General features: G+C 73.3%; 22 protein-coding genes and 2 pseudogenes. 10 read left to right on the forward strand and 14 right to left on the reverse strand.

All coding sequences use genetic code 11. From position 1 onward, the window contains the following. Positions 1-186 precede the first annotated feature (186 nt). Complete coding sequence (locus tag OU787_RS17710; RefSeq protein WP_268659945.1) at positions 187-729, forward strand: AAA family ATPase; 543 nt, start codon at positions 187-189, stop codon at positions 727-729. On the opposite strand, the gene OU787_RS17715 is transcribed toward OU787_RS17710, so the two are convergent. From OU787_RS17715 to OU787_RS17730, 4 genes are read right to left on the reverse strand one after another with little or no spacing between them, the layout of a single operon-like run. Beyond that, positions 726-1,583: a hypothetical protein gene (locus OU787_RS17715; protein WP_268659946.1), complete on the reverse strand. Its 858-nt coding sequence runs from the start codon at positions 1,581-1,583 to the stop codon at positions 726-728. The two genes, OU787_RS17710 and OU787_RS17715, sit on opposite strands and share 4 nt — an antisense overlap. Further along, positions 1,580-2,818, reverse strand: coding sequence for a hypothetical protein (locus tag OU787_RS17720; protein WP_268659947.1), 1,239 nt, complete (start codon positions 2,816-2,818; stop codon positions 1,580-1,582). The genes OU787_RS17715 and OU787_RS17720 overlap by 4 nt, the downstream gene beginning before the upstream one ends. Beyond that, the gene (locus OU787_RS17725) at positions 2,815-3,534 is read right to left on the reverse strand and encodes a hypothetical protein (protein ID WP_268659948.1); all 720 of its coding nucleotides are present in this window, start codon (positions 3,532-3,534) and stop codon (positions 2,815-2,817) included. The genes OU787_RS17720 and OU787_RS17725 overlap by 4 nt, the downstream gene beginning before the upstream one ends. After that, positions 3,531-4,682 (reverse strand): glycosyltransferase family 1 protein, encoded by a 1,152-nt coding sequence (locus OU787_RS17730; protein ID WP_268659949.1) that lies wholly within the window; start codon positions 4,680-4,682, stop codon positions 3,531-3,533. Before OU787_RS17730 ends, OU787_RS17725 begins: the two co-directional genes overlap by 4 nt. 136 nt (positions 4,683-4,818) lie before the next feature. On the opposite strand from OU787_RS17730, the gene OU787_RS17735 reads away from it, so the two are divergent. From OU787_RS17735 to OU787_RS17760, 6 genes are all read left to right on the forward strand, one after another. Then, positions 4,819-5,766, forward strand: a complete 948-nt coding sequence (locus OU787_RS17735; RefSeq protein ID WP_268659950.1) for a helix-turn-helix domain-containing protein — start codon at positions 4,819-4,821, stop codon at positions 5,764-5,766. Between the two features lie 17 nt (positions 5,767-5,783). Further along, positions 5,784-6,347 (forward strand): peptide deformylase, encoded by a 564-nt coding sequence (locus OU787_RS17740; RefSeq protein ID WP_030460315.1) that lies wholly within the window; start codon positions 5,784-5,786, stop codon positions 6,345-6,347. Positions 6,348-6,406: 59 nt separating this feature from the next. Then, positions 6,407-6,688 carry a hypothetical protein gene (locus tag OU787_RS17745; RefSeq protein ID WP_268659951.1) on the forward strand — a complete coding sequence of 94 codons (282 nt, stop codon included), beginning with the start codon at positions 6,407-6,409 and terminating at the stop codon, positions 6,686-6,688. Positions 6,689-7,020: 332 nt separating this feature from the next. After that, positions 7,021-7,950: a hypothetical protein gene (locus OU787_RS17750; RefSeq protein ID WP_268659952.1), complete on the forward strand. Its 930-nt coding sequence runs from the start codon at positions 7,021-7,023 to the stop codon at positions 7,948-7,950. Positions 7,951-8,021: 71 nt separating this feature from the next. Beyond that, positions 8,022-9,116, forward strand: a complete 1,095-nt coding sequence (locus tag OU787_RS17755; protein WP_268659953.1) for a helix-turn-helix domain-containing protein — start codon at positions 8,022-8,024, stop codon at positions 9,114-9,116. Beyond that, positions 9,113-9,658: a hypothetical protein gene (locus tag OU787_RS17760; protein WP_268659954.1), complete on the forward strand. Its 546-nt coding sequence runs from the start codon at positions 9,113-9,115 to the stop codon at positions 9,656-9,658. The genes OU787_RS17755 and OU787_RS17760 overlap by 4 nt, the downstream gene beginning before the upstream one ends. An 86-nt stretch (positions 9,659-9,744) precedes the next feature. Here the strand turns inward: OU787_RS17760 and OU787_RS17765 are convergent. After that, positions 9,745-10,701 (reverse strand): annotated as a pseudogene (locus tag OU787_RS17765) (chitinase); the annotation flags it as partial. Between the two features lie 225 nt (positions 10,702-10,926). Beyond that, positions 10,927-11,433: pseudogene (locus OU787_RS17770) on the reverse strand (carbohydrate binding domain-containing protein); the annotation flags it as partial. A 388-nt stretch (positions 11,434-11,821) separates the two neighbouring features. Here OU787_RS17770 and OU787_RS17775 point away from each other — a divergent pair. Continuing rightward, positions 11,822-12,703, forward strand: a complete 882-nt coding sequence (locus tag OU787_RS17775) for a phosphotransferase family protein (RefSeq protein ID WP_268659955.1) — start codon at positions 11,822-11,824, stop codon at positions 12,701-12,703. A gap of 7 nt (positions 12,704-12,710) precedes the next feature. Here the strand turns inward: OU787_RS17775 and OU787_RS17780 are convergent, their stop codons facing one another. Together OU787_RS17780 and OU787_RS17785 are read right to left on the reverse strand one after the other, a co-directional pair. Beyond that, positions 12,711-13,988 (reverse strand): LCP family protein, encoded by a 1,278-nt coding sequence (locus tag OU787_RS17780; RefSeq protein WP_268659956.1) that lies wholly within the window; start codon positions 13,986-13,988, stop codon positions 12,711-12,713. A gap of 29 nt (positions 13,989-14,017) precedes the next feature. Then, positions 14,018-14,530 carry a SigE family RNA polymerase sigma factor gene (locus OU787_RS17785; RefSeq protein WP_030460323.1) on the reverse strand — a complete coding sequence of 171 codons (513 nt, stop codon included), beginning with the start codon at positions 14,528-14,530 and terminating at the stop codon, positions 14,018-14,020. Between the two features lie 224 nt (positions 14,531-14,754). On the opposite strand from OU787_RS17785, the gene OU787_RS17790 reads away from it, so the two are divergent. Together OU787_RS17790 and OU787_RS17795 are read left to right on the forward strand one after the other, a co-directional pair. Next, positions 14,755-16,521 carry an ABC transporter ATP-binding protein gene (locus OU787_RS17790; RefSeq protein ID WP_268659957.1) on the forward strand — a complete coding sequence of 589 codons (1,767 nt, stop codon included), beginning with the start codon at positions 14,755-14,757 and terminating at the stop codon, positions 16,519-16,521. Between the two features lie 31 nt (positions 16,522-16,552). After that, entirely contained in the window at positions 16,553-17,098 is a 546-nt protein-coding gene (locus OU787_RS17795) for a GNAT family N-acetyltransferase (protein ID WP_268659958.1), read from the forward strand. A 205-nt stretch (positions 17,099-17,303) separates the two neighbouring features. Here the strand turns inward: OU787_RS17795 and OU787_RS17800 are convergent, their stop codons facing one another. The 6 genes from OU787_RS17800 to OU787_RS17825 form a co-directional block, all read right to left on the reverse strand. Continuing rightward, on the reverse strand, positions 17,304-18,479 hold the full coding sequence (locus tag OU787_RS17800) for a S53 family peptidase (protein ID WP_268659959.1): 1,176 nt from the start codon (positions 18,477-18,479) through the stop codon (positions 17,304-17,306). A 239-nt stretch (positions 18,480-18,718) separates the two neighbouring features. Further along, positions 18,719-21,121: a glycoside hydrolase family 65 protein gene (locus OU787_RS17805; RefSeq protein ID WP_268659960.1), complete on the reverse strand. Its 2,403-nt coding sequence runs from the start codon at positions 21,119-21,121 to the stop codon at positions 18,719-18,721. Then, complete coding sequence (locus OU787_RS17810) at positions 21,118-21,864, reverse strand: HAD family hydrolase (RefSeq protein WP_268659961.1); 747 nt, start codon at positions 21,862-21,864, stop codon at positions 21,118-21,120. Before OU787_RS17810 ends, OU787_RS17805 begins: the two co-directional genes overlap by 4 nt. Positions 21,865-21,940: 76 nt before the next feature. Then, complete coding sequence (locus OU787_RS17815; protein WP_268659962.1) at positions 21,941-22,408, reverse strand: SRPBCC domain-containing protein; 468 nt, start codon at positions 22,406-22,408, stop codon at positions 21,941-21,943. A gap of 55 nt (positions 22,409-22,463) precedes the next feature. Beyond that, positions 22,464-23,081, reverse strand: a complete 618-nt coding sequence (locus OU787_RS17820) for an SDR family oxidoreductase (protein WP_030460330.1) — start codon at positions 23,079-23,081, stop codon at positions 22,464-22,466. A gap of 49 nt (positions 23,082-23,130) precedes the next feature. Further along, positions 23,131-23,598 carry a carboxymuconolactone decarboxylase family protein gene (locus OU787_RS17825; protein WP_051816972.1) on the reverse strand — a complete coding sequence of 156 codons (468 nt, stop codon included), beginning with the start codon at positions 23,596-23,598 and terminating at the stop codon, positions 23,131-23,133. Between the last annotated feature and the right edge of the window lie 36 nt (positions 23,599-23,634).

Raw genomic sequence — 23,634 nt, forward strand, 5'->3', positions numbered from 1 at the left:
CCGACCGACCACCCCGCAGGGCCCCGGGAGCACCCGCTCACTCCCGGGGCCCTGCCTCTTGTCGTCCGGCCGCCGCTCTCCGCACGGGTGGATCGCATCTACGTAGATCCGATCTACCCGATCAGAACCCGGACGGTTTCCTCTCGACGGTCTCCACGCCACCCGGACGCAGAGGACGATGAGTGCGTGAAGGAGAACGATTTCGGGGCAGCGCCGCGGACGCCCGATCCTGCCTACCACACACCGACCGTCTTCCTGCTGGTCGGGTTGACCGGTTCGGGGAAGACGACCTATGCCACCCGGGTGTTGGAGCCGTCGGGGGCGGTGCGGCTGTCGGTGGACGAGCTGGTGCACGCCAGGTACGGCCGCTACGGGGTGGACTACCCCGAGCACCGGTACTTCGAGCTGGAGGCCCCGGTGGTCGGGGAGGTCCGCGAGCGCCTGGTCGAGCTGGTCGGCGCCGGGACGGACGTGGTGCTCGACCACGGGCTGTGGCTGCGGCGGGACCGCGAAGAGTGGAAGAAGCTGGTCACCGAGGCGGGCGGGCGGTGGCGACTGCTGTACTTCCCGGTGCCCAAGGCCGAGTTGCTGCGGCGGCTGGAGGAGCGCAACCGCCGTGAGGACGCCAACGCGCTGACCGTGACGGCCGACGCGTTGGACGACTTCTACCAGCGGTTCGACGTCCCCGACGGCGAGGGCGAGGAGACCGTCGAGCCCGGCTCGTTCTAGCCGAGCGGCCTGGTGGGCGGGCGCCAGGTGTCCACGATGTGCTGGGCCTCCTTCGCCCACCACTCGGGAACGGCGGCGAGGGTGACCGGCCGCAGTCCCAGCGCCTGAACGCCGATCCGGCCGCCGTGCCGCTCCAGGTGGGCGAGGACCCGCTGGGCCTCGCTGTGGCGGGACGGGCCGAGGGTCTGCCAGGCCCCGCTGGCGGAGTGCTCGGCCCGGCGTCGGACGTCGTCGGCGACACCGTCTCGCCACTTGAAGTGGTGCACCACGACCGGGGGCCGGTTGACCGGCCGGTGGCCGGGGGCGCGGTGGTTGCCGGCGGCGACCGGCACGGACGAGTGCGCGAGGACGATCTTCCGGGGGTCGCCGCGGACCACGCGGTGAGTGACGAACCCGCCGAGCGGATACGCCGCATCCAGACCGGTGGCGGGGTCGAAGCCGGTGAGGGAACCGTCGGAGCTGACCCGATCGAGCATCAGCCCGCGGACGGCGCCGGTGCGCTCGGCCTCCGCGCGGGCGACGGCGGCGGTGACGCCCAACGGGTAGGTCTGGAGTTCGTCGGAGTCGGCGAGCAGGTGCCAGCCGTCCCCGGCCCGGCGGCGGAGTTCGTCGCGCAGGGCGCCGTTGACGCTCTCGTGCCACGGCCCGGTGCTGGTGATCTCCGCAACGATCCCGAGGTTGCCGCAGGCAGCGTGGAGGGCCTGGCGGAGGTCGGCGGTGACGTGGTCGGGGAAGTGGAAGGCCAGGTGGAAGCGGGCGACGCCGAGCGCCCGGTAGTGGGCGGTGAACGCGGCCAGCAGCTCGGGTTCGACGGGGCCGATCACCGAGATCAGCGGCGGGACGGACAGGGTCATCGCTTCGGGTCTCCTTCGGCGGTCAGCCGGGTCCAGGTGTCGGCGAGGTGGGCGGCCTGCTCCCGGGCGGTGGGCAGGCCGAGCGCGCGGGCGTCGGCGGGGCCCGGTCTGCGGGGCGCCTTGAGGTGGGCGGTGTCGAGGGCGTGCGCGAGGTCCTCGGGGTCTTCGGCGGTGAACAGCCGGGCCCAGCCGCAGCCGTCCAGCGCGCGGGTGAGGTCGGGGTCGTGGTCGGAGGCCAGCAGCGGGATGTGGTGGCGGACGGCGTCCACGACCAGGCCAGACTCCTTGGCCACAGCGCGGCGGCGGGAGACCAGGGCCAGGTCGGCGGCCGCGTACACGGCCCGGACCTCCGCCTCCTCCGCTCGGCGTTCAAGGACGTGCAGCCGCACGTGCCAGAGCGCCCCGATTTCCTTCAGCAGGGCGGCGTCCAGAGGGTGCCCCGCAACCAGCAGGTGCACCGGCCGGTCGATCAGGCCGAGCGCGGCGGCGACGGTGGGGATGTCCTTGTGCGGCCACCAGCCGCCCACCAGTGCGAGAGCCTGCTCGCCCGGTGGGATGCCAAACACGGTCCGGGCCACCTCCCGCTCCCGTTCGTCTGGCGGGGGCGCGGCCCCGAGGACCGCGAACGCGCGCACCCGTACGGGTACGCGGGGCGCGTTGGCCTGGACGTCGGCCCGGACGGCCTCGGTCGGGCACAGCACCCGTACTGCGGGCCCGCCGGGGCGGTCGAGGCACTGGAGGAAGCGGGCGGGGACGGTGGCGACCTCGTGGACGAACCGCAGGTGCGGAAGTCGGCCGAGGCGGGCGGTGGTGTGGTGCAGGGCTTCGCCGGCGGTCAGCACGACCACCGCGCCAGGTGGTTCGTCCGCGAGTACGGCGCGGGCGGTGGCGAGGTGGGCGGCCTCGGCCAGACAGCGGGCCAGCAGGACGCCCTGGTGCGGCACCCGCCGGACCCGTCGGGGCAGCCGAAGGGCCCGGGTCGCTCGGATCCCCGCAGCGGCCAGGCAGTCGGCGGTGCGGGCCGCCGCCCACAGGACGCGGGCGGGGGCGCCGGAGGGCCGCACGACCAGCCGGGCGCCGGTGGAGGCGATGGCGGCGGCGGTGTCGTGGTCGGTGCCGCCGAGCAGGACCGCCAGCGCGCGGCCGGAGACCGCTGCGGCGAGGTCGGCGAGCACGCGCGGGGAGTGCCCGGCCCCGCGCGGCTCGATCAGTACCAGCGGTCGCCGACCGCTCACCGGGTGCCTGCCGGGAGGGCGGTGCCGTGCGCCTGGTGGAAGCGGCGGTGCAGCCAGGCGGGGTCGTTGATCAGGTCGAAGCCGGCCGGCTCGGCGCGGTGCCCGGCATCGGCGAAGGAGACGCCCTCGCGGGCGCCGAGCACCGCCCACTCGCCGTACGGTCCCTGGCCCCGGTCGGTCCAGGAGGCGATCCGGAAGTGGGCGTCCGCCGGGGCGGTGCCGTACTCGCAGCCGCGGGTGAGCATCGCGCACTCGCGGAAACCCGCCTTCCAGGCGTGGAAGGGGCTCTGGTCGAACCGGGTGATCCCGGCGACGGCCTTGGCGAACTCCACCTTCCCCGGCAGCGCGGCGAGCACGTCGAACGCCTCGCCCATCTCCAGCAGGGCGGCGGTACGGATCAGCTTCATGCCGCCGTAGCCGTAGGTGAGGCCGTTGACCGGGTTGACGGCCTGCCACACCCGCATCGCCACCCCTTCGGCGAGCGGGGCGACGGCGGCCGGATCGAAGTGCTCGTCGATCTCGAAGTCGCCGTCGCCGAGGAAGAACGCCTCCGTGTCCACGAGTCGGGCGCACAGCCCGTACGCGCGGCGCATCCCGTGGACGCCGTGCAGGCGCTTGACCGGACGGCCCAGCACCCGTTCGGTGCGGGCGTGCAGGACGGAGGCCAGCGGCTCGTCGAAGGACAGGAACACCGCGTCCAAGCCGGCGCCGGTCACGCGAGGGCCTCCAGGTAGCGGGCGGCGATCACGGCGGGGGCCATGGCCTCGGTGGACGCCTTGGCGAAGGTGGAGTGCTCGGCGTAGAACGCGGGGTCGCCGATGAGCCGGGCGGTGGTCTTCGCGGCCTCGGCCGGGGTGTCGAAGAGCAGGTCGGGGTGGATGTGTTCGGCCATCCACCCCATGCGCGGGGAGATCACCGGAAGGCCCATGCCCTGGCAGTCGACGACCGAAAGCGACCACGGGCAGGACGGCCGGTACGGCGCGATCCCGAAGTGCGCGGCGGCCAGCACCTCCCGGTAGCGGGCCCGGTCACCGCCGTCGGAGACCACCTCGACACCCGGTAGCCCGGCCAGCGCGTTGCGGAAGCGCTCGGGGCTGTCGTCCAGGGCGGTGCAGCCCGGGCGCCGGTTGCCGAACAGATCCATCACCGTCAACCGCAGTGCGGGCGAAGCCAGTTCGACGGCCAGGCGCAGGAACTCCTGGGTGCCGTAGTGGGCGTACAGGCGGTGGTTGTACACGGCCGTCGCCGTCCCGCCCTGCGGCGGGTCAGGGGTGTCCTCGCGGACGAGGGCAGGATCGCGGGGCGGCGGCACGATCCGCAGCCGCTCGCCGATCTCCAGCCCGGCCCGCCCGGCCGCGTCGGTGAGCCAGCGGGCGGCGGTCCCGGAGTGCACCAGGACCCGGTCCAGGGCCGCGACGCCGGCCAGGAAGGTCAGCAGCACCGGGTGGCCGAGGCCGCCGTCGTCCAGTGACGGGTCCAGCAGCAGTTCGGTGCGGGCGAAGGAGAACGGCAGGTAGTGGCAGTAACCCGCGAGGACCGCGCCGCTGCCGGCCTCCAGCATCGCCGCCCGCACCAGCGGCGCGGACTCGACCTGGTTGGCCACCACCACGTCCGGGCGCACGCGTTGCAGCAGGCCGGTGAGGGCGGCGGTGTCGCCGTCGAAGCGGGCCCGGTACTTCGTGCCGGGAACCGGGGTCTCCTCGAAGCCCACCCGCGCATCGGTCACCGGGGCAGGGGCGGCGAACACCGTGCTCGCGCCGGCGTCGACCAGGGCGGGCAGCAGGGTGTCGGCCACCACCCAGCCGGAGTCGGCCGACAGCCGGTCCGGGTTGGAGATGTTGAGCAGGTACAGCACCTTCGGCATCAGGGCTTCTCCCTCTCCTCGCGCCGCCCGGACGGGCGGCTGCGGGAACCAGGACAGCGGGGGCTGGGCCGGTGACGGGATGCTGAACTACCATCACTCACGGTTCATTCATCACTCATCGGGGGCGAGCGGCGGGATGACCGAGGCGACCGAAACCGATCCGGTCGAGCAGGCCGCCGAGGCGTTCGCCGCCGAGGTGTCCTACTGGCGCGAGGTCCGCGGCCTGTCCATGCGGAGCCTGGCCGGAAAGATGGGCTTCGATCCGTCCTACGTCAGCCACATCGAGTCCGGCCGCCACCGGCCGACCGAGGAGTTCGCCCGCCTCGCCGACGAGGTCCTGAACGCCGGCAAGGCCGTCTGGCGCCGCTGGACGGAGTTCGACGGCGTCCGCCTCCGCACCCGCCCCCAGGCCGTTCCCCCGGCCCCGCGCCGGGCCGAGCAGCCGTACGCCTCCGGCTCCGCCCTGGTCGTCGAGCACGACGAAGCCCGACTCCGCTTCGACGACGGCGTCTACCGGCTCACCATGCGCCGCCGCCTGCGCAACACCGGAGGCGAGCCGATCACCCGCTACCTGATCCGGATCTCCGTCGACCGCTACCCCGGCGAACCCGAGCGCTCCAACGCCCACTATCGCGAACACCCGCTCACCTGGGGAGAGTTGGCGCTCACCGCCGAGTGCCGGGGCGAGGCGATGCGCTGGCAGGCCAAGCACGACCGCGACGCCTTCAAGGAAGTGTGGCTGATGTTCGAGAACGAGGACGGCCGCTTCCCCCTCTATCCGGGCGACGCGACGTGGATCGAGTACGCCTACAGCGTCACCGAAGGCAAGTGGGGCCACTGGTTCCAGCGCGCGGTTCGCCTGCCCACCGAGCACCTCTTGGTCCGTCTCGACTTTCCGGCCGGCCTCGACCCGGTGGTCTGGGGCACGGAGACTTCGATGACCGCCGAGTCAGTGCCCCTGCGGACCGCTCCCGAACGCCGGGACAGCACCGGTCGGAGAATCTACGAATGGTCGACGGACGATCCGGCCCTGCACGCCCGCTTCCGCCTCGAATGGCGGTTCCGTAACCCCCACCAGCGGTAACCCACCAAGGAGTTCAGGTGATCGAGGTGCGGCCCAGCCAGCACATGCAGAACCTCGGTGTCGTCCAGCAGGGAGCCGACATCCTCCACCGGCCGTCCGTTCCGTTCGACCTGCCTGCCGAGCACGACGCCGTCCGATCCGCCGTCGACCTGCTCTTCGCCGCCGTCGAGCACATCGGCCGCGTCCACTCCTTCGCCAAGGGCATGGGCCTCGCCGCCCCCCAGATCGGCATCGATCGCGCAGCGGCCCTCGTCCTCCCGCCCACCCCGGACGCCGCCCCGATCGTCCTCCTCAACCCCCGCGTCACCGCCGCCTCCGCAGAGACGGACGAGCAGTACGAGGGCTGCCTCAGCTTCTTCGACGTCCGCGGCCTGGTTCCCCGCCCGCTGTGGATCGAAGTCACCACTACCGGCCCCGACGGCGCCGAGACCGCGATGGTCTACGAACGGGGCCTGGCCCGACTCATCGCCCACGAGATCGACCACCTCGACGGCCTGCTCTACACCGACCGGATGCAGCCCGGCGTCCACCCCATCCCCGTCGAGGAGTACCGGGGCACCGGTTCCACCTGGAACTACTGAGAATCGCGGACTCCGTCATCGAGCTGAGCCGGAGGGACGTGGTGGATCACCGAGAGTTCATGGCCGCTTCCAGCGCGTACGCGCTCGCGGCGCTCGACATCCACGGCCTCGACCGCCGCCGTACCCGTGCGATCGTTCTCGCCGACCTCGGGGCCGTTCGCCTGTGGCAGGACGACGTGGACGGCGCGCTCGCCTCCTGGTGTGACTTCCTCGACTGTGCGGACGGCATCAGGTCGGTCAAAATCCGGGACGCCGTTAACGACATGCGGGCCCGGCTCCACTGGTTGCGGGGAACGGCCGGTGCGGAGGAAATCAACGAACGAGCGGCCGCATTCGAATAATTCACTCCCGCCCGTTCATCGGATTATTTCGGCGGGAGGGGAATGGGGCGCAATCCTATTTTCTGACTGCTGGTCAATTGCTTTGCGGGCGAGGTGAAATGGATGATCCCTCGGATGTAGCATCCGAGGGATCAATCAACCATGGCCGGTCCGGGCGAAATTTTCTTGGCGGAAAATCCCGGAGCGGCCCGAGCCCCCCAAGGCGTATGGCGGGAGGCGCATTCGGAGTCTAGCCGATCGACTCCGTACGCCTGGGCCATTGCCCGGAAAGGCGTACGCGCATGTGCTCCGTCACCACCACCGTCACCACCCCGCCCCGCCGGGACGCGTCCGTGTCCGTCCGGCTGGCCTGGCGCAACGGTCTGCGGAACCGGTGGGTCAAGCAGATCCCCCGGGCCTCCCGGGGGCAGTCGCAATGGCGCTCCCTCTCCGGTGACTTCACCGGGTTCCTGCTGTACCTCGGCGACATGGCCGACGAGGACGGCACCAACCTGCGCACGCCGCCCTCCCGGGACACCGTCGCCGCGTTCGTGCGCTGCTCGAAGGAGACGGTCCAGCGCTACTACGAAGCCGCCGAGGCGGCGGGTCTGGTTTTCTTACGGCGTGACCAGGGCGGCCGGATCGCGGGCTACCGGCTGCTGATGCCCTTCGGCGACCTGCCGGACTGGCGGGGGTGCCTCGACGTGCTGCGTTCGGACGCCCGGCGGGTCAAGCAACAGGAGAAGCGCGAGCACGAGCGGGCGCAGGGGCGGGCACGGGGGCGGGTGCGCACCTGCTCGTCCTCACGTGCGGACGAGTGCGGACAGGTTCACTCGTCCGCACCTGCGGACGAGTTGACGCCGCCGGAGGACACCGACTCGTCCGCACGTGACGACGTCACTGGTCCGCACGTGACGAGCGGCTCGTCCGCACGTGCGGACACGACACGTCTCACACGTCTGGACACGGGGATGGCTGAGGTAGTTGGGACAGTGACCACTCCGCGCGCGCGAGCCCCGTACGACGGCCGACCACCGACCCGCCCGGAGCACCCGCCCCGCCCCCGGCATCCGGTCGTCATTCCGCGTCCGCGCGCAGCCGTCGAGCAGCACCCGGTCACGAAGCGATTCACCTCCGACGGCCACCCGGTGGTCCGGCCGGGCACCCCTGAGTGGAACGACCTTCGCGCGACCCTGCGGGCTGCCAATCCCCGCCGCTCCGAGCTGCTGGTGCCGTTCCGAACGTCCCGACCCGTCGCCCCCGGTGCGCCCCCGTGGGCCTGAGGAGCGCACCGCGTCCTGGTCGGTGGCGGGAGGACCCGCGTTCGTGTCCGAGGTGTGCAAAAATCGCACACATGGAGACGATCGGGAACTGGAGCGAGATCGGCGAGCGAGTTGCGGAAGCACGACGAGCCGCAGGGATGAGCCAGGGAGAGCTCGCCGTACGACTCGGTCTGGACCGCACCATGCTGGTACGCATCGAGTCCGGCGAGCGCAAGATTTCTGCCGTGGAGCTGTTTCGCCTGGCGGAAGCGCTGGGCGTTCCTGCTGCGCACTTCGTCACCCGCCCGCCGGCCCCGTTGGTCTCGCGCCGACACAGCCTGGACGAGGACGCGGATGGTGCGTCCCGCGCCAGATTTCGTTTCGATGCCCTTCTCGAAGCACATGCGCGGGACGCGCAGTGGCTGATCGGAGAGGGTTTCCTCGTCCCTCCGCCGGCTCCCACCAGGCCGGAGGGCCTGGTCGATCCAGGAGCGCTCGCCCAGGCAGCACGCGCAACGATCGGCAGACCCGGCGGGCCCCTGGGCGGTGTCGCACGCGTTGCAGAGCAGTTCGGGTTGTACCTCCTCAGCGTTGACGCGGAGGGGGAGGGGGCCTCCCTGCTTCTCGACGGCTTCGGGGTGGCTGTCGTGGGCGGCAGGGCGGCCCCGGGCCGACGTCGTTGGACTGCGGCGCACGAGCTCGGACACCACCTGCTTCAGGACGAGTACCACTCGGATCTTTCGGTGGCGGCCGGCCGGGACGAACGGGAAGAACTCATCGACCGGTTCGCCGAGGAACTGCTGATCCGGGACGCGGACCTCCGGGAGGAGTGGCGGAACCGAGGACAGGACGTCGGACCGCGGACCTTCCTCATCGAGATCGCGGCCCGGTACCGGGTCTCGTGGGGAGCCGTCGTGCACAAGGCCGCCAGGCTCGGGCTGGTTTCGAGCGCACAGGCACGCCAGTTGCGGGCCGACACCCCGACCCGCGGCGATCTTCTCTCCGTGCACGGGGCGGAGCCGGTTGAAGACCTGACCGTCGGCACCACCGGACCCCAGTGGCGCAGAGCCGTCCTCGACGCCTGGGCCGGTGGTGACGTGACCGGTCCGCGCGCGGTGGAACTGTTGCACGGCGCGATCACCGTCGATGACCTGCCGTTGCGCAGGCTGGAGGAACCCGCCCCGTGACGACTGCCGCGCCCGGCGCGTCCATCCCGGTCTGGGACACCTCGCCCCTGTTCCATGCGATCAAGGCCGACCGCATCGACCTCTTGGCCGACTTCGCTCGGGAACGGCAGGGGACCCTCTGCCGTAACGTGACGACGGCAACCGTTGTTGATGAGCTCGTCTACGCGAACCTGGATATTTCGGGTCTCGGCTGGCTGGAAAAGGTCCACGTGGACGGCCTCGACGAACTCGGTGCGTTGGTCCGCTGGATGGAAGTGGTCTCCGGCGAACGCTCGAACCACGGCGAAGCGACCGTCCTCGCCTGGGCCGAGGTGCACGGGGCGACGGCGGTCATCGACGATGCGGATGCCCGCCGGGCCGCCCAGAAGCACGGGATGCCGGTCCAGGGTTCGCTTCGGGTCCTCGCCGATGCTCTGCGGGAAGGCCGGATCACCGAGTACCCGGCGAACGCCTTCGCCGACGCGATGGTCGACACCGGGGCACGCTACCCGTTCGGGTCCGGTGGGTTCCTGCCATGGGTGCGTCGGATGAAACTGCTCTGACTGCCGAGTGGAGCGGGCAGGGCCCCGGGAGCGGTGGGTGCTCCCGGGGCCCTGCGGTGCTTCGGTGCTTCGGTGCCGGCGGGGCGTCAGCGGCCCTGGAGGGACTTGACGTTGTCGCCGAAGGTCCAGCCCTTCGAGCCGTCCCAGTTGAGGGACCAGGTCATCAGGCCCTTCAGCTGGCCGCTGTAGGAGCCGTAGGCCTGGGAGACCAGGCTGGGGGCCATGTAGCCGCCGCCCGCGCCGGGCTGGGCGGGGAGGCCGGGGACCTGCTTGTCGTAGGGGACCTTGATGGTGGTGCCCTGGATGGTCAGGCCGTTGTTGAGGCAGGTGGTCTGGGCGGTGAAGCCCTGGACGGTGCCGGCCGAGTAGGAGTCGCCGGAGCAGCCGTACATGGAGCCGTTGTAGTACTGCATGTTCAGCCACCAGAGCCGGCCGTTGTCGACGTACTTCTTGATGATCGGCAGGTACGAGCCCCAGATGGAGCCGTAGGTGACGCTGCCGCCGGTGACGTACGCGGTCTCGGGGGCCATGGTGAGGCCGAAGCCGGCCGGCATCTGGGCGAGGACGCCGTCGATGATCCGGATCAGGTTGGACTGCGAGGCGGACAGCGTGCCGATGCTGCCGCTGCCGGACAGGCCGGTCTCGATGTCGATGTCGATGCCGTCGAAGTTGTACTTCTTCAGGATCGGCACGATGGTCGCCACGAACTTGTCGGCGACGGCGGAGGAGCTGAGGTCGATGCCCGCGGCGGCGCCGCCGATCGACATCAGGATGGTCGCGCCGTTGGCCTTGGCCTGGCACATCTCGGCGGGGGTGGCCACCTTGACGCCGGTGTCCATGCCGTCCTGCCAGAGCACGGTGCCGTCGGAGAGGATCACCGGGAAGGCGGTGTTGAGGACGTTGTAGCCGTGCTGGGCGATCCGGCTGTCGGTGATCGGGGTCCAGCCGAGGCCCGGGTGCACGCCGTTGGAGGCGCCGTCCCAGTTCTCCCAGTAGCCCTGGAGCACCTTGCCGGTCGGCCGGGGCTTGGTCGCGCAGGTGGCGTCACCGGGCGGGTTGCTGGTGGGCGGCTGCGAGGTCGGGGGCTGGGACGTCGGGGGCTGCGAGGTGGGCGGCTGGGACGTCGGGGGCTGGGACGTCGGCGGCTGCGAGGTGGGCGGCTGCGAGGTCGGCGCGCTGCTGGAGGGCGACGGGCTGCCGCTGCCGCCGGGGCCGCTGAGCACCAGGTCGTCGGCGTAGAACGCGGGCTGGCCGTACCAGCCGTGCACGAAGACGGTCACCGAGGTGGTGGACGCGCCGGTGGAGAAGGTGGTGCTGAGCTGGCCGTAGGAGGCGTTGCCCGGGGCCCAGGTGGAGGCGTTCACGCCGGTGCCGGTGGCGCCGAGGTAGACGTAGCTGCCCTGGACGAAGCCGCTCAGGGTGTACTGCGAGTTGGGCTGCACGCTGACGGTCTGCGAGCACTGCGCGGTGTCCTGGCCGCTGGGGGTGGCCTGGAGCGCGGCGGTGCCGCCGTGCACGGGGCTGCCGACGATCGCGCTGCCGCCGGTGCAGGTCCAGTTGGCGAGCCCGCTCTCGAAGCCGGGGTTGGCGATCAGGTTGGCGACGTCGGCGGACGCGGTGACCGAGCCGGCCACGGCGAGGCCGGCGCCGATCACGGCGGCGGCGCTGACGCCGGCCAGGGTGCGCTTGGCGGCGCTCGGGCCGGACCGGGCGTGGCTGACCCGGGGCGCCTGGGCGGCGCGCTCCACGGGCGTGTACGACCTTCGACGGAACATCGTGATCCCTTCCCGCCGAACACCTGGTCATGACCATGACCAGCGCTGTGGGGGCGCGATGCCCGGCTGTGGGTGAGGTGGGGACATGTGGGGGGTTGTGCCCAGCCGGATCGTAGGAGCGGGGGCAAGGGGCGTCAATAGGTCTGGACCAATAGCGAGGGTCTGGACCACTCCCGGGAAGGGTCGCCGATCGCCGCCCGGAGCACGGGAGTTGCCGGCCGGCCCTCCGCGAGGGCATGAACGGCCGGAGCCGCACCCCGTGCCCCCGTACGCCCTTCCTGCCCGCCCCCGGGCGGGGCAGACTGGCCGCGGCCCCGCACGCCGGCCCCCGCACGCCGCACGACCCGCCCCGCCCCGCCCCGCACGCCGAACGGAGGGAGCCCGAGACGTGGACTGCCGCAGCCCCGCCGCCGCCCTGCTCGCCGAGGCCTGCGCCGCCGCCGGCCGCCCGAGCGCCGGCGCCGAACTGATCCGGGCCGGCGAGAACACCCTGTGGCGGCTGCCCGGCGGAGTGGTCGCCCGGATCGGTCGGCCCGGCCAACTGCACGTCGCCGAACGCGAGTTGACCGTAGCCAGGTGGCTGCACCGGCACCGGGTGCCGGCCGTCCGACCGCTCGGCCACCCGCCGGTGCCGCTGGCCGTGCGCGGCCGCCCGGCCACCTTCTGGCACGAGCTGCCGCCGCACCGCCCCGGCACCGCCGTCGAGTTGGCCACCGCGCTGCGCCGCCTGCACGGGCTGCCCCCGCCGGAGGGCGGGCTGGGCGTCCTCGATCCGTTCGTCCGGCTCCCGGAGCGGATCGCCGCGGCCGCCCTCGACGGCCCGGACCGCCGCCGCCTGCACGCCCGCCTCGACGACCTGCGCACCGCCTGGCGCGAACTCGCGCTCCCCGCCCGGCCGCCGCACGTCGTGCACGGCGACGCCTGGAGCGGCAACCTCGCGGTCACCGCCACCACCGCCCACCTGCTGGACTTCGAACGCACCGCGCTCGGCCCGGCCGAGTGGGACCTGACCACCACCGCCGTCGGCCGCCACACCTTCGGCACCGTCCCGCCCCGGACGTACGCCGCGTTCTGCGCGGCCTACGGCGCCGACGTCACCGAGTGGCCCGGCTACCCGGTGCTCCGCGACATCCGCGAACTCCGGCTCACCTGCTACGCCCTCCAGCAGTCCGGCGCCGACCCCCGCCACCGCGCCCAGGCCGACTACCGGCTGGCCTGCCTGTTCGGCGAGCACGGCCCCCGCCCCTGGGGCTGGACCGCCCTCGGCTGACGGATCGTCAGTCCACGCAGGGCGCCCCGCCCAGCTCGACCGGCTCCGGCCCCGGGTCCGCCGCCGGGGCGGTGGCACCGGGGCCGGACGCGGCCGGGGAGGCGGAGCCGGACGGCTCCGCGCCGTCGGCCAGGATCCGCCGGGCCGCGCCCTCCACCGCCCGCAGCCGGGTGCCCTCCCGCGTCACCGGCAGCGTGGTCAGGGTGCCCCGCCCGGCGGCCAGCGCCGGGACCTGGCGGACGAAGTCCACCGGGCTCCAGTCCTGGTCCACCACCAGCTCGTCGGCCATCGCCCGGTACAGCGCACCGAGCTTCCCCGGGTCGGCCAGCACCCCGCCGCCGCGCAGCTTCTCCACCACGCCGGCCAGGAACGCCTGGGCGCGCCGGGTCCGCCCCAGGTCGGAGCCGTCGCCGACGCCGTGCCGCTGCCGGACGAAGGCGAGCGCCTGGGCGGGCCCCAGCTCCTGCCGCCCGGCGGGCAGCCGGGCCCCGCTGGCCGGGTCGTCCACGGCGTGGTTCAGGCAGACCGGGATCCCGCCGAGGGCCTGGGCGGTGCGGTAGAAGCCGGTCATCGACAGTTCCGCGTAGTGGTTGACCCGGACCAGAGTGAGCATCTCGACGGCCTGGAACAGCGCCCGCCGCCCGGCCTCCCGGCCCCGCTCGCGCAGCTCCGGCGCCGGCAGGCCCTGGGCGTCCAGCCGCTGGATCTCGGCGGTCTCCGCGTCCAGGTAGACGTGGCCCAGCGGCACCTCGTGGCCGTTGCCGTCCCGCACCAGCACGTCCCGGGGCAGCGAGAGCTGCCGCACCTCGCCGCCGCCCGCCGGGACGTGCACCAGCATCACGGTGTCGGTGGCGTCCAGCTGGTTGGCCCCGCCGCTGTGCAGGTCGCCGTGGCGCAGCCCGTCCGGGGCCTGCTCGCCCCGGGCGTCGACCGAGGAGTCGGTGCCGACCAGCAGGACCGTCACCCCGTCGGCCAGCGGCGGCGGCGCCGGGTCCGGCCCGGAGTGGGCCAGCTCCACCACCGGGGTCCGCTCCCCGGGCACGTCCCGGGGCGCGGTCAGCAGCCCCGCCCCGACCGCGACCGCCGCGGTCAGCGCCCCCGCCAGCAGCACCGTGCGCCGCCGCCTGGCCCGGGTGCGCCGCCGGCCGGCCGCCAGTCCGCCGTCGACCAGCCGGGCCGTCACCTCCGGCCCCGGCCCGCTGCCCGTCAGCCCGAAGGCCGCCCCCAACTGCACCTCGAACTCCCCCTCCCCGTCGCCGTTCGCCCCGCTCGCCCCGCCGTCCACCGCACCACTCCGTCCGTCGCGCCCCGGGTTCATCGCGCCACCAGTTCCGCCAGGTCCCCGCCCAGCAGCCCGCGCAGCTTGGCCAGCGCCCGCGAGCACCTGGTCCGCACCGCCGCCGAACTGTCCTTCACGATCGCCGCGGTCTCCTCCACGCTGCGGTCCTCCCAGTACCTGAGCACCACCACCGCCCGGTCCCGCGGCGGCAGTTGGGCCAGCGCCTCGACCAGGGCCAGGCGCAGCGCCGAGTCCGGCCCGTCCTCGGCGAGCTCCGGCAGCGCCTGGCTGGGCCGCTCGCTGCTGCTGCGCCGCCGCTGGTGCGTCAGGTACGCCCGCACCAGCACGGTCTGCGCGTACCCGGCCGGGTTGTCGATCCGGCCGGCCCAGCTCGGCCGGTGCAGCCGGTGCCAGTGCGCGTACATCTGCCCCAGCGTGTCCTGCACCAGGTCCTCCGACAGGTGGGAGTCCCCGCCGGTGAGGAAGTACGCGGAGCGGTAGAGCTGCCCGGACCGGGCCGTGGCGAACGCGACGAACTCCTCCTCCATGGCGGCCCGCCGTCCGGCAGCAGTGCCCACGTTCCGTCTCCCCTCGACCTGGTCCGCCCTATGACGACCCGGGGCCCCCGCAATGTTTCACCCGCGTTCGGACCGGTTCGAAAAGTCGTCCGACAACGGAGTATCCCTGTCCGGTTGCGGACAGTCCGCGGGCCCCCGCCCGCTGGAAGGATGGGACGGCACCGCCTGCTCGTACCCCGTACTGGAGTCCCCCCATGGCCCTGCCCGACGGATCGCTCAGCCACCGCTACCGAGGCGAGCACCCCGTCCGCACCCTGCTCTTCCTCTTCCGACCCGACCGCGCCCGGGTGCTCGGCGCGGTCGGCGTCTTCTTCGCCAAGCACGCCCCCGTCTGGCTGCTGCCCCTGATCACCGCCAACATCGTCGACGTCGTGGTCAAGCACCGCGACATATCCGTGCTGTGGTGGAACTCCGCCGTCCTGCTGGTCATCCTGCTGCTCAACCTCCCCCTGCACATGCTGTACGTGCACTGGATGCACGGCTCCATCCGCCGGATGGGCACCCGGCTGCGCTCCGCCCTGTGCCACCGGATGCAGCAGCTCTCCATCGGCTACCACTCCCGGGTCAGCGCCGGCGTCCTGCAGGCCAAGGTGATCCGCGACGTCGAGGGCATCGAGACCGCCTCCCAGCAGACCGCCGACAACGGCCTCGCCGCGATCGCCACCCTGCTCGGCGGCCTGGTCGTGATCGCCATCCAGACCCCCGCCTTCCTGCCGGTCTTCCTGGTCCTCGTCCCCGCCAGCGCCCTGCTGGTGGTCCGGCTGCGCGAGCGGCTGCGCACCCAGAACGAGTCCTTCCGCCGCGAGGTCGAGCAACTCTCCTCCCGCATCGGCGAGATGACCACCCTGATCCCGATCACCCGGGCGCACGGCCTGGAGCGCACCGCGCTGCGCCGGGTCGACCGCACCCTGGGCCGGGTCCTCGACGAGGGCCTGCGCCTGGACCTGCTCAACGGCCGCTTCGGCTCGATGTCCTGGATCCTGCTCAACGCGATCGGCGTCGGCTGCCTGGCCGGTTCCGCACTGGTCGCCTACTACGGCTGGATGGACGTCACCCCCGGCGCCGTCGTCATGCTCAGCGCCTACTTCTCCTCCCTCACCGGCTCCGTCACCACCCTGCTCACCCTCACCCCGCAGCTCGGCAAGGGCCTGGCCTCGGTCCGCTCGGCCGGCGAGGTGCTGCAGGCCCCCGACCTGGAGGAGAACGCCGGCAAGGCCGACGTCGCCGCCGTCACCGGCCGGATCGACTTCCAGGGCGTCGGCCACAGCTACCCCGGCGCGGACGCCCCGTCCGTCACCGGCTTCGACCTCTCGGTCCGCCCCGGCGAGACCATCGCCCTGGTCGGCGCGTCCGGCGCGGGCAAGTCCACCGTCCTCAACCTGGTGATCGGCTTCCTGCGCCCCACCGAGGGCCGGATCCTGCTCGACGGCCGCGACATGGAGGAGCTCGACCTGCGCTCCTACCGCACGTTCCTCTCCGTCGTCCCGCAGGAGTCCATCCTGTTCGAGGGCAGCATCCGGGAGAACGTCACCTACGGCATGAAGGACGTCCCCGAGGACACCGTCCTGACCGCCCTGCGCGACGCCAACGCCCTGGAGTTCATCGACCGCCTCCCCGACGGCCTCGACACCGTGGTCGGCGAACGCGGCGCCCGCCTGTCCGGCGGCCAGAAGCAGCGCCTGGCCATCGCCCGCGCCCTGATCCGCGACCCGCGCATCCTGATCCTCGACGAGGCCACCTCCGCCCTCGACTCCCGCTCCGAGGCACTCGTCCAGCAGGCCCTCGCCCGGCTGGTCCGCGGCCGCACCGTCTTCGTCGTCGCCCACCGCCTGTCCACCATCCGCGGCGCCGACCGGATCGTCGTCATGCACGACGGCCGGATCGCCGAGATCGGCTCGCACGCCGAACTCCTGCGCACCGGCGGCCCCTACGCCGGCCTGCAGGCCGCCCAGCTCGCCTGACCCGCCCTCGCCACGAACAGGACACCCCCGCATGACCGACCCGCTCAGCGGCAGACTCGTCCGGCTCCGGGAACTCCGCGAGACCGACCTCCCCAAACTCACCTCCTGGTGGCGCGAACCCGGCCTCGCCATCCAGCAGTCGGCCGGCCCCGTCCACCCCCAGCCCGAAGCCCGGCTCGCCGACATGTTCCGCTCCTGGAGCCAGAACACCGGCACCGACCTCGGCCTCTCCGTCGAAACCCTCGACACCGGAGACCTGGCCGGCCACGTCACCCTCTACGGCGCCACCCCCAAGGACCGCTGCGCCACCCTCGCCATCATCATCGGCCCGCCCCACCAGGACCGCGGCCTCGGCACCGACGTCCTGCGCACCACCATCCGCTACGGCTTCGCCGAACTCGGCCTCCACCGCATCGAACTCACCGTCAACAGCTACAACACCCGCGCCCTCGCCGCCTACCGCCGAGCCGGCTTCACCGAAGAGGGCCGCCGCCGCGAAGCCGTCTTCCGCGCCGGCAGCTGGCACGACCAGGTCCAGATGGGCGTCCTCAGCACCGAATGGCACGAGGACATCTGACCCGGTAACGCCAGACGCTACGAAACCAGGCGCGCGGGGAGGTACGAAACCAGGGGCGCGGGGAACTGCGCGGCCAACCGAGCACGCACAGCCAGATCGCCTCGCAGGACAGCCACTTGCACTGTCCCGCGACCGCACCGACGTGCGACTCCGCTGCGCGCAGTTCCCCGCGCCCCCGCTTTCGCATCCATCCGCTCTCGTGCCCCTACTCCCGGAACGCCCCCACCCCCGCCGGGCTGCCGAGCCCCGTCGGTCCGTCGTACCCCGCCCCCGCCGTGCACAGGTACGCCGGTTCGCAGGAGGCCGTCGCACCGGAGGTGATGTCGTGCAGCGCCTCCGGGTGCCGGTACGGGAAGGACGCGGGCCGGCTGCCGGCCGAGGGGTGTCCGGCGAGGGCGTAGGTCGCGGCGATGAGGGGCGCGGCGGCGGAGGTGCCGCCGTAGGTGTACCAGCCGTTTCCGCCGTAGCTCTGGTAGACGGCGACGCCGGTCGCCGGGTCGGCGACGGCGGCCACGTCGGCGACGGTGCGGTGGTCGCAGCCGGTGTCGTTCTGCCAGGCGGGTTTGGGGAGTCGGCCGGAGCAGCCGCTCGCGGTGCCTTCGTCGGGGCCGGTGGACCAGGCGGTCTCGTTCCAGCCGCGGGCGGTGGTGCCGTCGGGTCGCAGGGTGGTGCCGCCGACGGCGACCACGTGCGGGGAGGAGGCGGGGAAGTTGACGCCGTAGCCGCCGTCGCCGGAGGCGGCAGCGATCACCACGCCGGGGTGGTCGAAGTACCGGCTGTCGTACGTCGCCGCGTTGGCGTTCTCGGCGGTGCCCCAGCTGATCGACACGTACTGGGCGCCGAGCGCGACCGCGGTGTTGACGGCGGCGCCGAGGTCGGAGACGGCGGCGCTGTCGGCTTCGACCAGCAGGATCCGGGCGCGCGGCGCGATCGCGGAGACCATGGCGAGGTCGAGTGCGGTCTCCCCGGCCCAGGCGGTGTTGCCGCGCGGGAGGCGGGTGCCGCCGCGCTGGTCGGTCTTGCGGAAGCAGCCGCTGTCGGTGGTGCAGGCGGGCAGTCCGTAGTGGTCGCGGTAGACGCCGAGGTCGGCTTCGGCGCGCGGGTGGTCGTAGGCGTCGACGACGGCGATGACGGCGTCGCCGCCGCCGTCCGCGGGCAGCCCGTACGCGGCGCGGAGTTCGGCGGGCCCGTACCCGCCGTCGCCCGCCGCCGCGGCGGTGCCGATGACGCGCAGCGCGTCGCAGGAGGCGGTGTCGGCCCGGGCGGGGGCGGCGCAGCTGTGCACCCAGCGCGGCCCGGCGTGGGCGGGTGCGGCGGGTGCGGTGGCGGCGGTGGCGGTGAGTGCGGTGAGCAGGGCGGCGGTGAGCGCGAGGGGGCGCAACGGGGCCTCCGTTCGAGGGGTCGGAACCGGAGGCGGAAGGCGGACTCCCCGCACCCGCCGGTTCACGGGGGTGCAGGGAGTGTTGACGCACCGTCAGATCGGTACACGTACGGTCACCCGCCCGGGGGAGGGCACACCCGGAACGCCGGCCGCCGACGTACCCCGAGCGCCGACGCGCACCGGCGTACACCGGCCGCCGACGCGCACCGACGCGCACCGACGCGCGCCGAGCGCAGCGACTATTCGGCGGCCAGATGGTCGACCGACCCGACCTTGATGCCGGCCTGGCCGTGCCGCCGGGCGGGGGCCCGGCCGGGGGGCTGGGTGGGGCGTTCGCCGGGGTCGCCGAGCTTCGCGGTGGGGCGGCTGACGCTCTTCCCGGCCTCGACCCGCAGCGGTTCGTCGTCGTGCAGGACCGGCAGCACGCTGCCGCGCCGCAGCGTGTACGTGGTGGTGGCGTGGGTGATGTCGACCCGCAGCAGGTGCTCGCGCACGTTCATCGAGAAGCACAGCCGCTGGAGCCCGGCGGGCAGCCGGGGCCGGAAGGAGAGCTGCTCGGTGTGGTCGCGCAGCCCGCCGAACCCGGCCACCAGGGCGATGCAGGCGCCGGCCAGCGAGGCCATGTGCAGGCCGTCGCGGGTGTTGCCGCCGAGGTCGTGCAGGTCCATCAGGGCGGCTTCGGCGGTGTAGTCGTAGGCGAGGTCGAGCTGTCCGACCTCGGCGGCGATGACGGCCTGGGTGCAGGCGGAGAGCGAGGAGTCGCGGACGGTGAGGCGCTCGTAGTAGGCGAAGTTGCGGGCCTTCTGCTCGGGGGTGAACACGTCGCCGCGGACCTGCATGGCGAGCACCAGGTCGGCCTGCTTGACGACCTGCTTGCGGTACAGGTCGAAGTACGGGTAGTGCAGCAGCAGCGGGTACTTCTCCGGCGGGGTGGTGTCGAAGTCCCACATCTGGTGGTCGGTGAAGCCGTCGGCCTGCGGGTGCACGCCGATCTGCTCGTCGTACGGGATGAACATCTTGTCGGCGGCGTCGCGCCAGGCCGCGGCCTCCTCGGTGTCCACCCCGAGCAGCCCGGACTCGTGCCGGTACTTCAGCGCGGTGTCCGCCGCGTTCCACAGGTTGGCCTGCGCCATCACGTTGGTGAACACGTTGTTGTCGGCGACCGCCGAGTACTCGTCGGGGCCGGTGACGCCCTCGATCCGGAAGTTGCCCTTGGCGTCGTGGTGGCCGAGCGAGCGCCACATCCGGGCGGTCTCCACCAGCAGCTCCAGGCCGTGGGTGCGCTCGAACTCGGTGTCCCCGGTGGCCCGGACGTAGCGCGCCGCGGCGGCCGCGATGTCCGCGCCGATGTGGAACGCGGCGGTGCCGGCCGGCCAGTACCCGGAGCACTCCTCGCCGCGGATCGTCCGCCACGGGAACACCGCGCCGGCCAGGCCGAGTTGGGCCGCCCGCTCGCGGGCCATCGGCAGCGTGGTGTGCCGCCAGCGCAGCGCCTGCTTGACCGCGTCCGGCAGGCAGTAGGTGAGCACCGGCAGCACGAAGGTCTCGGTGTCCCAGAACGAGTGCCCGTCGTAGCCGGGCCCGGTCAGGCCCTTGGCGGGGATGGCCCGCTCCTCGCTGCGGGCGCCCGCCTGCAGCACGTGGAACAGCGCGAACCGGACGGCCTGCTGGAGTTCGACGTCGCCCTCCAGCTCGATGTCGTTGTCGCTCCAGAACCGGCCCAGGAACTCCTTCTGCTCGGCCACCAGCCCGTCCCAGCCGGTGTACCGGGCGGCGGTCAGCGCGGCCTCCACCTGGTCCCGGACGGCGGGCAGCGAGCGGGTCGCCGACCAGCCGTACGCCAGGTACTTGACCAGCCGCAGCTTCTGCCCGGCGTTCAGCACCGTGGTGGCGGTGGTCCGGGCCTGGTCCTCGGAGCACTCGGCGGTGGTGTCGATCCGCTCCGGCCCGTCGATCACGTGGTCCATCGCGGCGGCCACCCGCAGCCCGGAGAACCGGGTGCGGTGGACCAGCACGCCCTTGGTGCCGTCGGCGTGCTGCAACTCGGCCGCCAGCGGCGCCTCCAGCACCGCCGCCGCCCGCGGGTCGCCGTCGCCCGCGCCGCCCGGCAGCTGCTCGTTGGCGACCAGCTCGGACTGCAGCACGATCCGCACCGGCCCGTCCACGGCCTCCACCGTGTAGTCGACGGCGCACACCGCCCGCTGGGTCAGCGACACCATCCGCGCGGAGGTGACCCGCACCGTCCGCCCGGCCGGCGAGGTCCACTCGGCCTCCCGGCGCAGGATGCCGTCCCGGAAGTCCAACGTCCGCCGGTGGCTGCGCAGTTCGCCGTAGCGCAGGTCGAACGGCTCGTCGTCGACCAGCAGCCGGATCAGCTTGCCGTTGGTGATGTTGATGACGCTCTGCCCGGACTCCGGGAACCCGTAGCCGCTCTCCGCGTACGGCAGCGGCCGCAGCTCGAACACGCCGTTCAGGTAGGTGCCGGGCAGCCCGTGCGGCTCGCCCTCGTCCAGGTTGCCGCGCAGCCCGATGTGGCCGTTGGACAGCGCGAACACCGACTCCGCGCGGGCCTGCCCGGGCAGGTCCAGGCCGTGCTCGGTGATGCCCCACGGGTCGACGGTGAACGCCTCGGACGGGCTCATCGCCGCTCCTCGATCAACTCCGCCAGGTCGTCCACCACGACGGACGCGCCGTGCTCGCGCAGCGCGTCGGCCTGCCCGGTGCGGTTCACGCCGACCACCGCGCCGAACCCGCCGGCCCGTCCGGCCGCGACGCCCGCCAGCGCGTCCTCGAACACCACCGCGTGCTCCGGGGCCACCCCCAGCCGCGCCGCCGCCGCCAGGAAGGTGTCCGGCGCGGGCTTGCCCGCCAGGTGGTCGCGGGCCGCGGTGATCCCGTCCACCACCACCTCGAACAGGTCGTCGATCCCGGCGGCCCGCAGCACGTCCCGGCAGTTCGCGCTGGAGGACACCACCGCGCGCGGCAGCCCGAGTTCGCGCAGCCGGTGCAGGTACGCCACCGACCCGGGGTACGGCTGCACGCCCTGCTCGTGGATCATCCGCAGCACCGTCGCGTTCTTCGCGCTCGACAGGCCGTTGACCGTCCGGGTGCCCGGCGGGTCGTCCGGCGCCCCCTCCGGCAGCTCGATGCCGCGCGAGGCCAGGAACGACCGGGTGCCGTCCAGCCGGGGCCGCCCGTCCACGTACCGGTCGTACTCGCCGACCGGGTCGAACGGCACGAACGGCCCGCCGGTGCGCACCGCCTCGGCGCGCAGGAAGTCGTCGAACATGTCCTTCCACGCTGCGGCGTGCACCTTCGCGGTCTGGGTCAACACCCCGTCCAGGTCGAACAGGAAGGCCTTGATGCGGTCCGGAAGTCCCAACATGCAGCCAGTCTCACCCGTCCGCGCCGCTCCATGCCGGTCATCCTCCGGACCGGCGCGTCGCACCCGGCGCCCGCCCTCACTCCGCCTGCGCGTGCACCCCCGGGTGCGGGTGGCCGGACGGCACGAACAGCGGCTGCGGGCGGCCGCTCTGCGCGTAGTCCTTCAACCGCACCACCAGCTCCGCCCAGCGGCCGGCCGCCACCGGCACCGCCGGGCCGGTGTCCGGCGCCCAGCCGAGGTGGCGCAGCAGCAGCATCGACTGCCGCGGACCGTCCGGGTGGTCGAAGAAGTCCCAGGTCACCGTGGTGCCCTGCCAGGCCGGCGGGAACACCCCGACGCTGCGCCAGGCCACCCGTTCCAGATCGGCCCGCTCCCGGCGCAGCCGGAACGGCTGCGGGGTGTCCGGCACCGTGAACAGCAGGTCCTCGCCGTCCCGGTCCACCTCGGTGGTCCACCAGGACGCCAGCCCCTCCCGGGTGTCCAGCGCCGCCAGCAGGCGCTCCCGGGAGGCCGCGACGTCGACCTGCAGGGCGATCTCGGCCATCGCACTCACCTCAACCCCCACGATCCCGCCCGTCCCGGCGCCGGGCAACCGCGGCTCAGGTCGTCAGTTCGAGCGTCTGGTGGACGGTCGACGGGTCGTCCAGCAGCCGCACCAGGGTGTGCGCGACCTCGTCCCGGGAGACCTGCCCGAACCGGTTCGGCGGCGGCGCGAGGTGCGCGTGCCGCTCGGTGGGGGTGTCGGTCAGGCCGCCCGGGCGCAGCACCGTCCAGTCCAGCGGGCGTTCCTTCACCGCCTCCTCGGCGGCCTGCTTCGCCCGCAGGTAGGCGTCGAACTCCGGGGTGACCTCCGGGTCGCCGATCCGGTCCAGCCCCATCGAGGACACCAGCAGGTACCGCCGCACCCCGGCCCGCCGGGCCGCTTCCGCGAGCAGCACCGCCCCGTCCCGGTCCACGGTCTCCTTCCGGGCCGCCCCGCTGCCCGGCCCGGCCCCGGCCGCGAACACCACCGCGTCCGCCCCGGCCAGGTGCCCGGCCAGCTCCTCCGCCGAGACCCGCTCCAGGTCGCACACCACCGCCCGGGCCCCCGCCTCGGCGAGGTCCCCGGCCTGGGCCGGGTTCCGGATCAACCCGGCCACCGCGTCCCCCCGTTCGGAGAGCAGCTTCGAGAGCCGCAGCGCGATCTTGCCGTGTCCACCTGCGATCACCACGTCCATGGAACGCGACGCTACCCGGGCCCGCGGGCCCGGGCACGCGCAGGGCGCGCTACCGGCGCGGCGTGAGCCGACTGGTCACGCCGACCCGGTTGAGCGCGTTGATCGCGCTGATCAGGCCGATCAGGTGGGCCAGTTCGGCCTCCGCGAAGTGCTCGGCGGCCTCGTCGAACACCTCGTCCGGGACGTGCGTGTCGGCGAGCAGGGTGACCGACTCGGTGAGGGCCAGCGCGGCCCGCTCGCGGGCGGTGAAGTACGGGGTCTCCCGCCACGCGGCCAGGGTGTCGAGGCGGTGCTCGCGCTCGCCGTTCGCCCGGGCGTCGGCCGCGTGCCGGTCCAGGCAGAACGCGCAGCCGTTGATCTGCGAGGCGCGCAGGTTGACCAGTTCGGTGACCACCGGGTCCGCCAGGCCGGCCGTGGCGGCCCGGGAGGCCTCCAGCAGGGCGCGGTGGAACTCGGGGGCGCTGCGGTGCAACAGGATGCGCGGAGCAGGGGCGGGAACGGTGGATTCGTCGGTCATACCGCCACCGTAGGCGCGCGGTGGACCGGCGGCGTG

The sequence above is a fragment of the Kitasatospora sp. YST-16 genome (assembly GCF_026802215.1).
GTDB lineage: Bacteria > Actinomycetota > Actinomycetes > Streptomycetales > Streptomycetaceae > Kitasatospora > Kitasatospora cineracea.

Excerpts from the sequence above, each read along its gene's own strand:
- OU787_RS17715 (WP_268659946.1), bottom strand. The coding sequence starts at position 1,583 with ATGACCCTGTCCGTCCCGCCGCTGATCTCGGTGATCGGCCCCGTCGAA.
- OU787_RS17825 (WP_051816972.1), bottom strand. The coding sequence starts at position 23,598 with ATGACCGACGAATCCACCGTTCCCGCCCCTGCTCCGCGCATCCTGTTG.
- OU787_RS17790 (WP_268659957.1), top strand. The coding sequence starts at position 14,755 with ATGGCCCTGCCCGACGGATCGCTCAGCCACCGCTACCGAGGCGAGCAC.
- OU787_RS17795 (WP_268659958.1), top strand. The coding sequence starts at position 16,553 with ATGACCGACCCGCTCAGCGGCAGACTCGTCCGGCTCCGGGAACTCCGC.
- OU787_RS17730 (WP_268659949.1), bottom strand. The coding sequence starts at position 4,682 with ATGCCGAAGGTGCTGTACCTGCTCAACATCTCCAACCCGGACCGGCTG.
- OU787_RS17745 (WP_268659951.1), top strand. The coding sequence starts at position 6,407 with ATGGCCGCTTCCAGCGCGTACGCGCTCGCGGCGCTCGACATCCACGGC.
- OU787_RS17755 (WP_268659953.1), top strand. The coding sequence starts at position 8,022 with ATGGAGACGATCGGGAACTGGAGCGAGATCGGCGAGCGAGTTGCGGAA.
- OU787_RS17805 (WP_268659960.1), bottom strand. The coding sequence starts at position 21,121 with ATGAGCCCGTCCGAGGCGTTCACCGTCGACCCGTGGGGCATCACCGAG.
- OU787_RS17820 (WP_030460330.1), bottom strand. The coding sequence starts at position 23,081 with ATGGACGTGGTGATCGCAGGTGGACACGGCAAGATCGCGCTGCGGCTC.
- OU787_RS17785 (WP_030460323.1), bottom strand. The coding sequence starts at position 14,530 with ATGGAGGAGGAGTTCGTCGCGTTCGCCACGGCCCGGTCCGGGCAGCTC.
- OU787_RS17810 (WP_268659961.1), bottom strand. The coding sequence starts at position 21,864 with ATGTTGGGACTTCCGGACCGCATCAAGGCCTTCCTGTTCGACCTGGAC.
- OU787_RS17735 (WP_268659950.1), top strand. The coding sequence starts at position 4,819 with ATGACCGAGGCGACCGAAACCGATCCGGTCGAGCAGGCCGCCGAGGCG.
- OU787_RS17815 (WP_268659962.1), bottom strand. The coding sequence starts at position 22,408 with ATGGCCGAGATCGCCCTGCAGGTCGACGTCGCGGCCTCCCGGGAGCGC.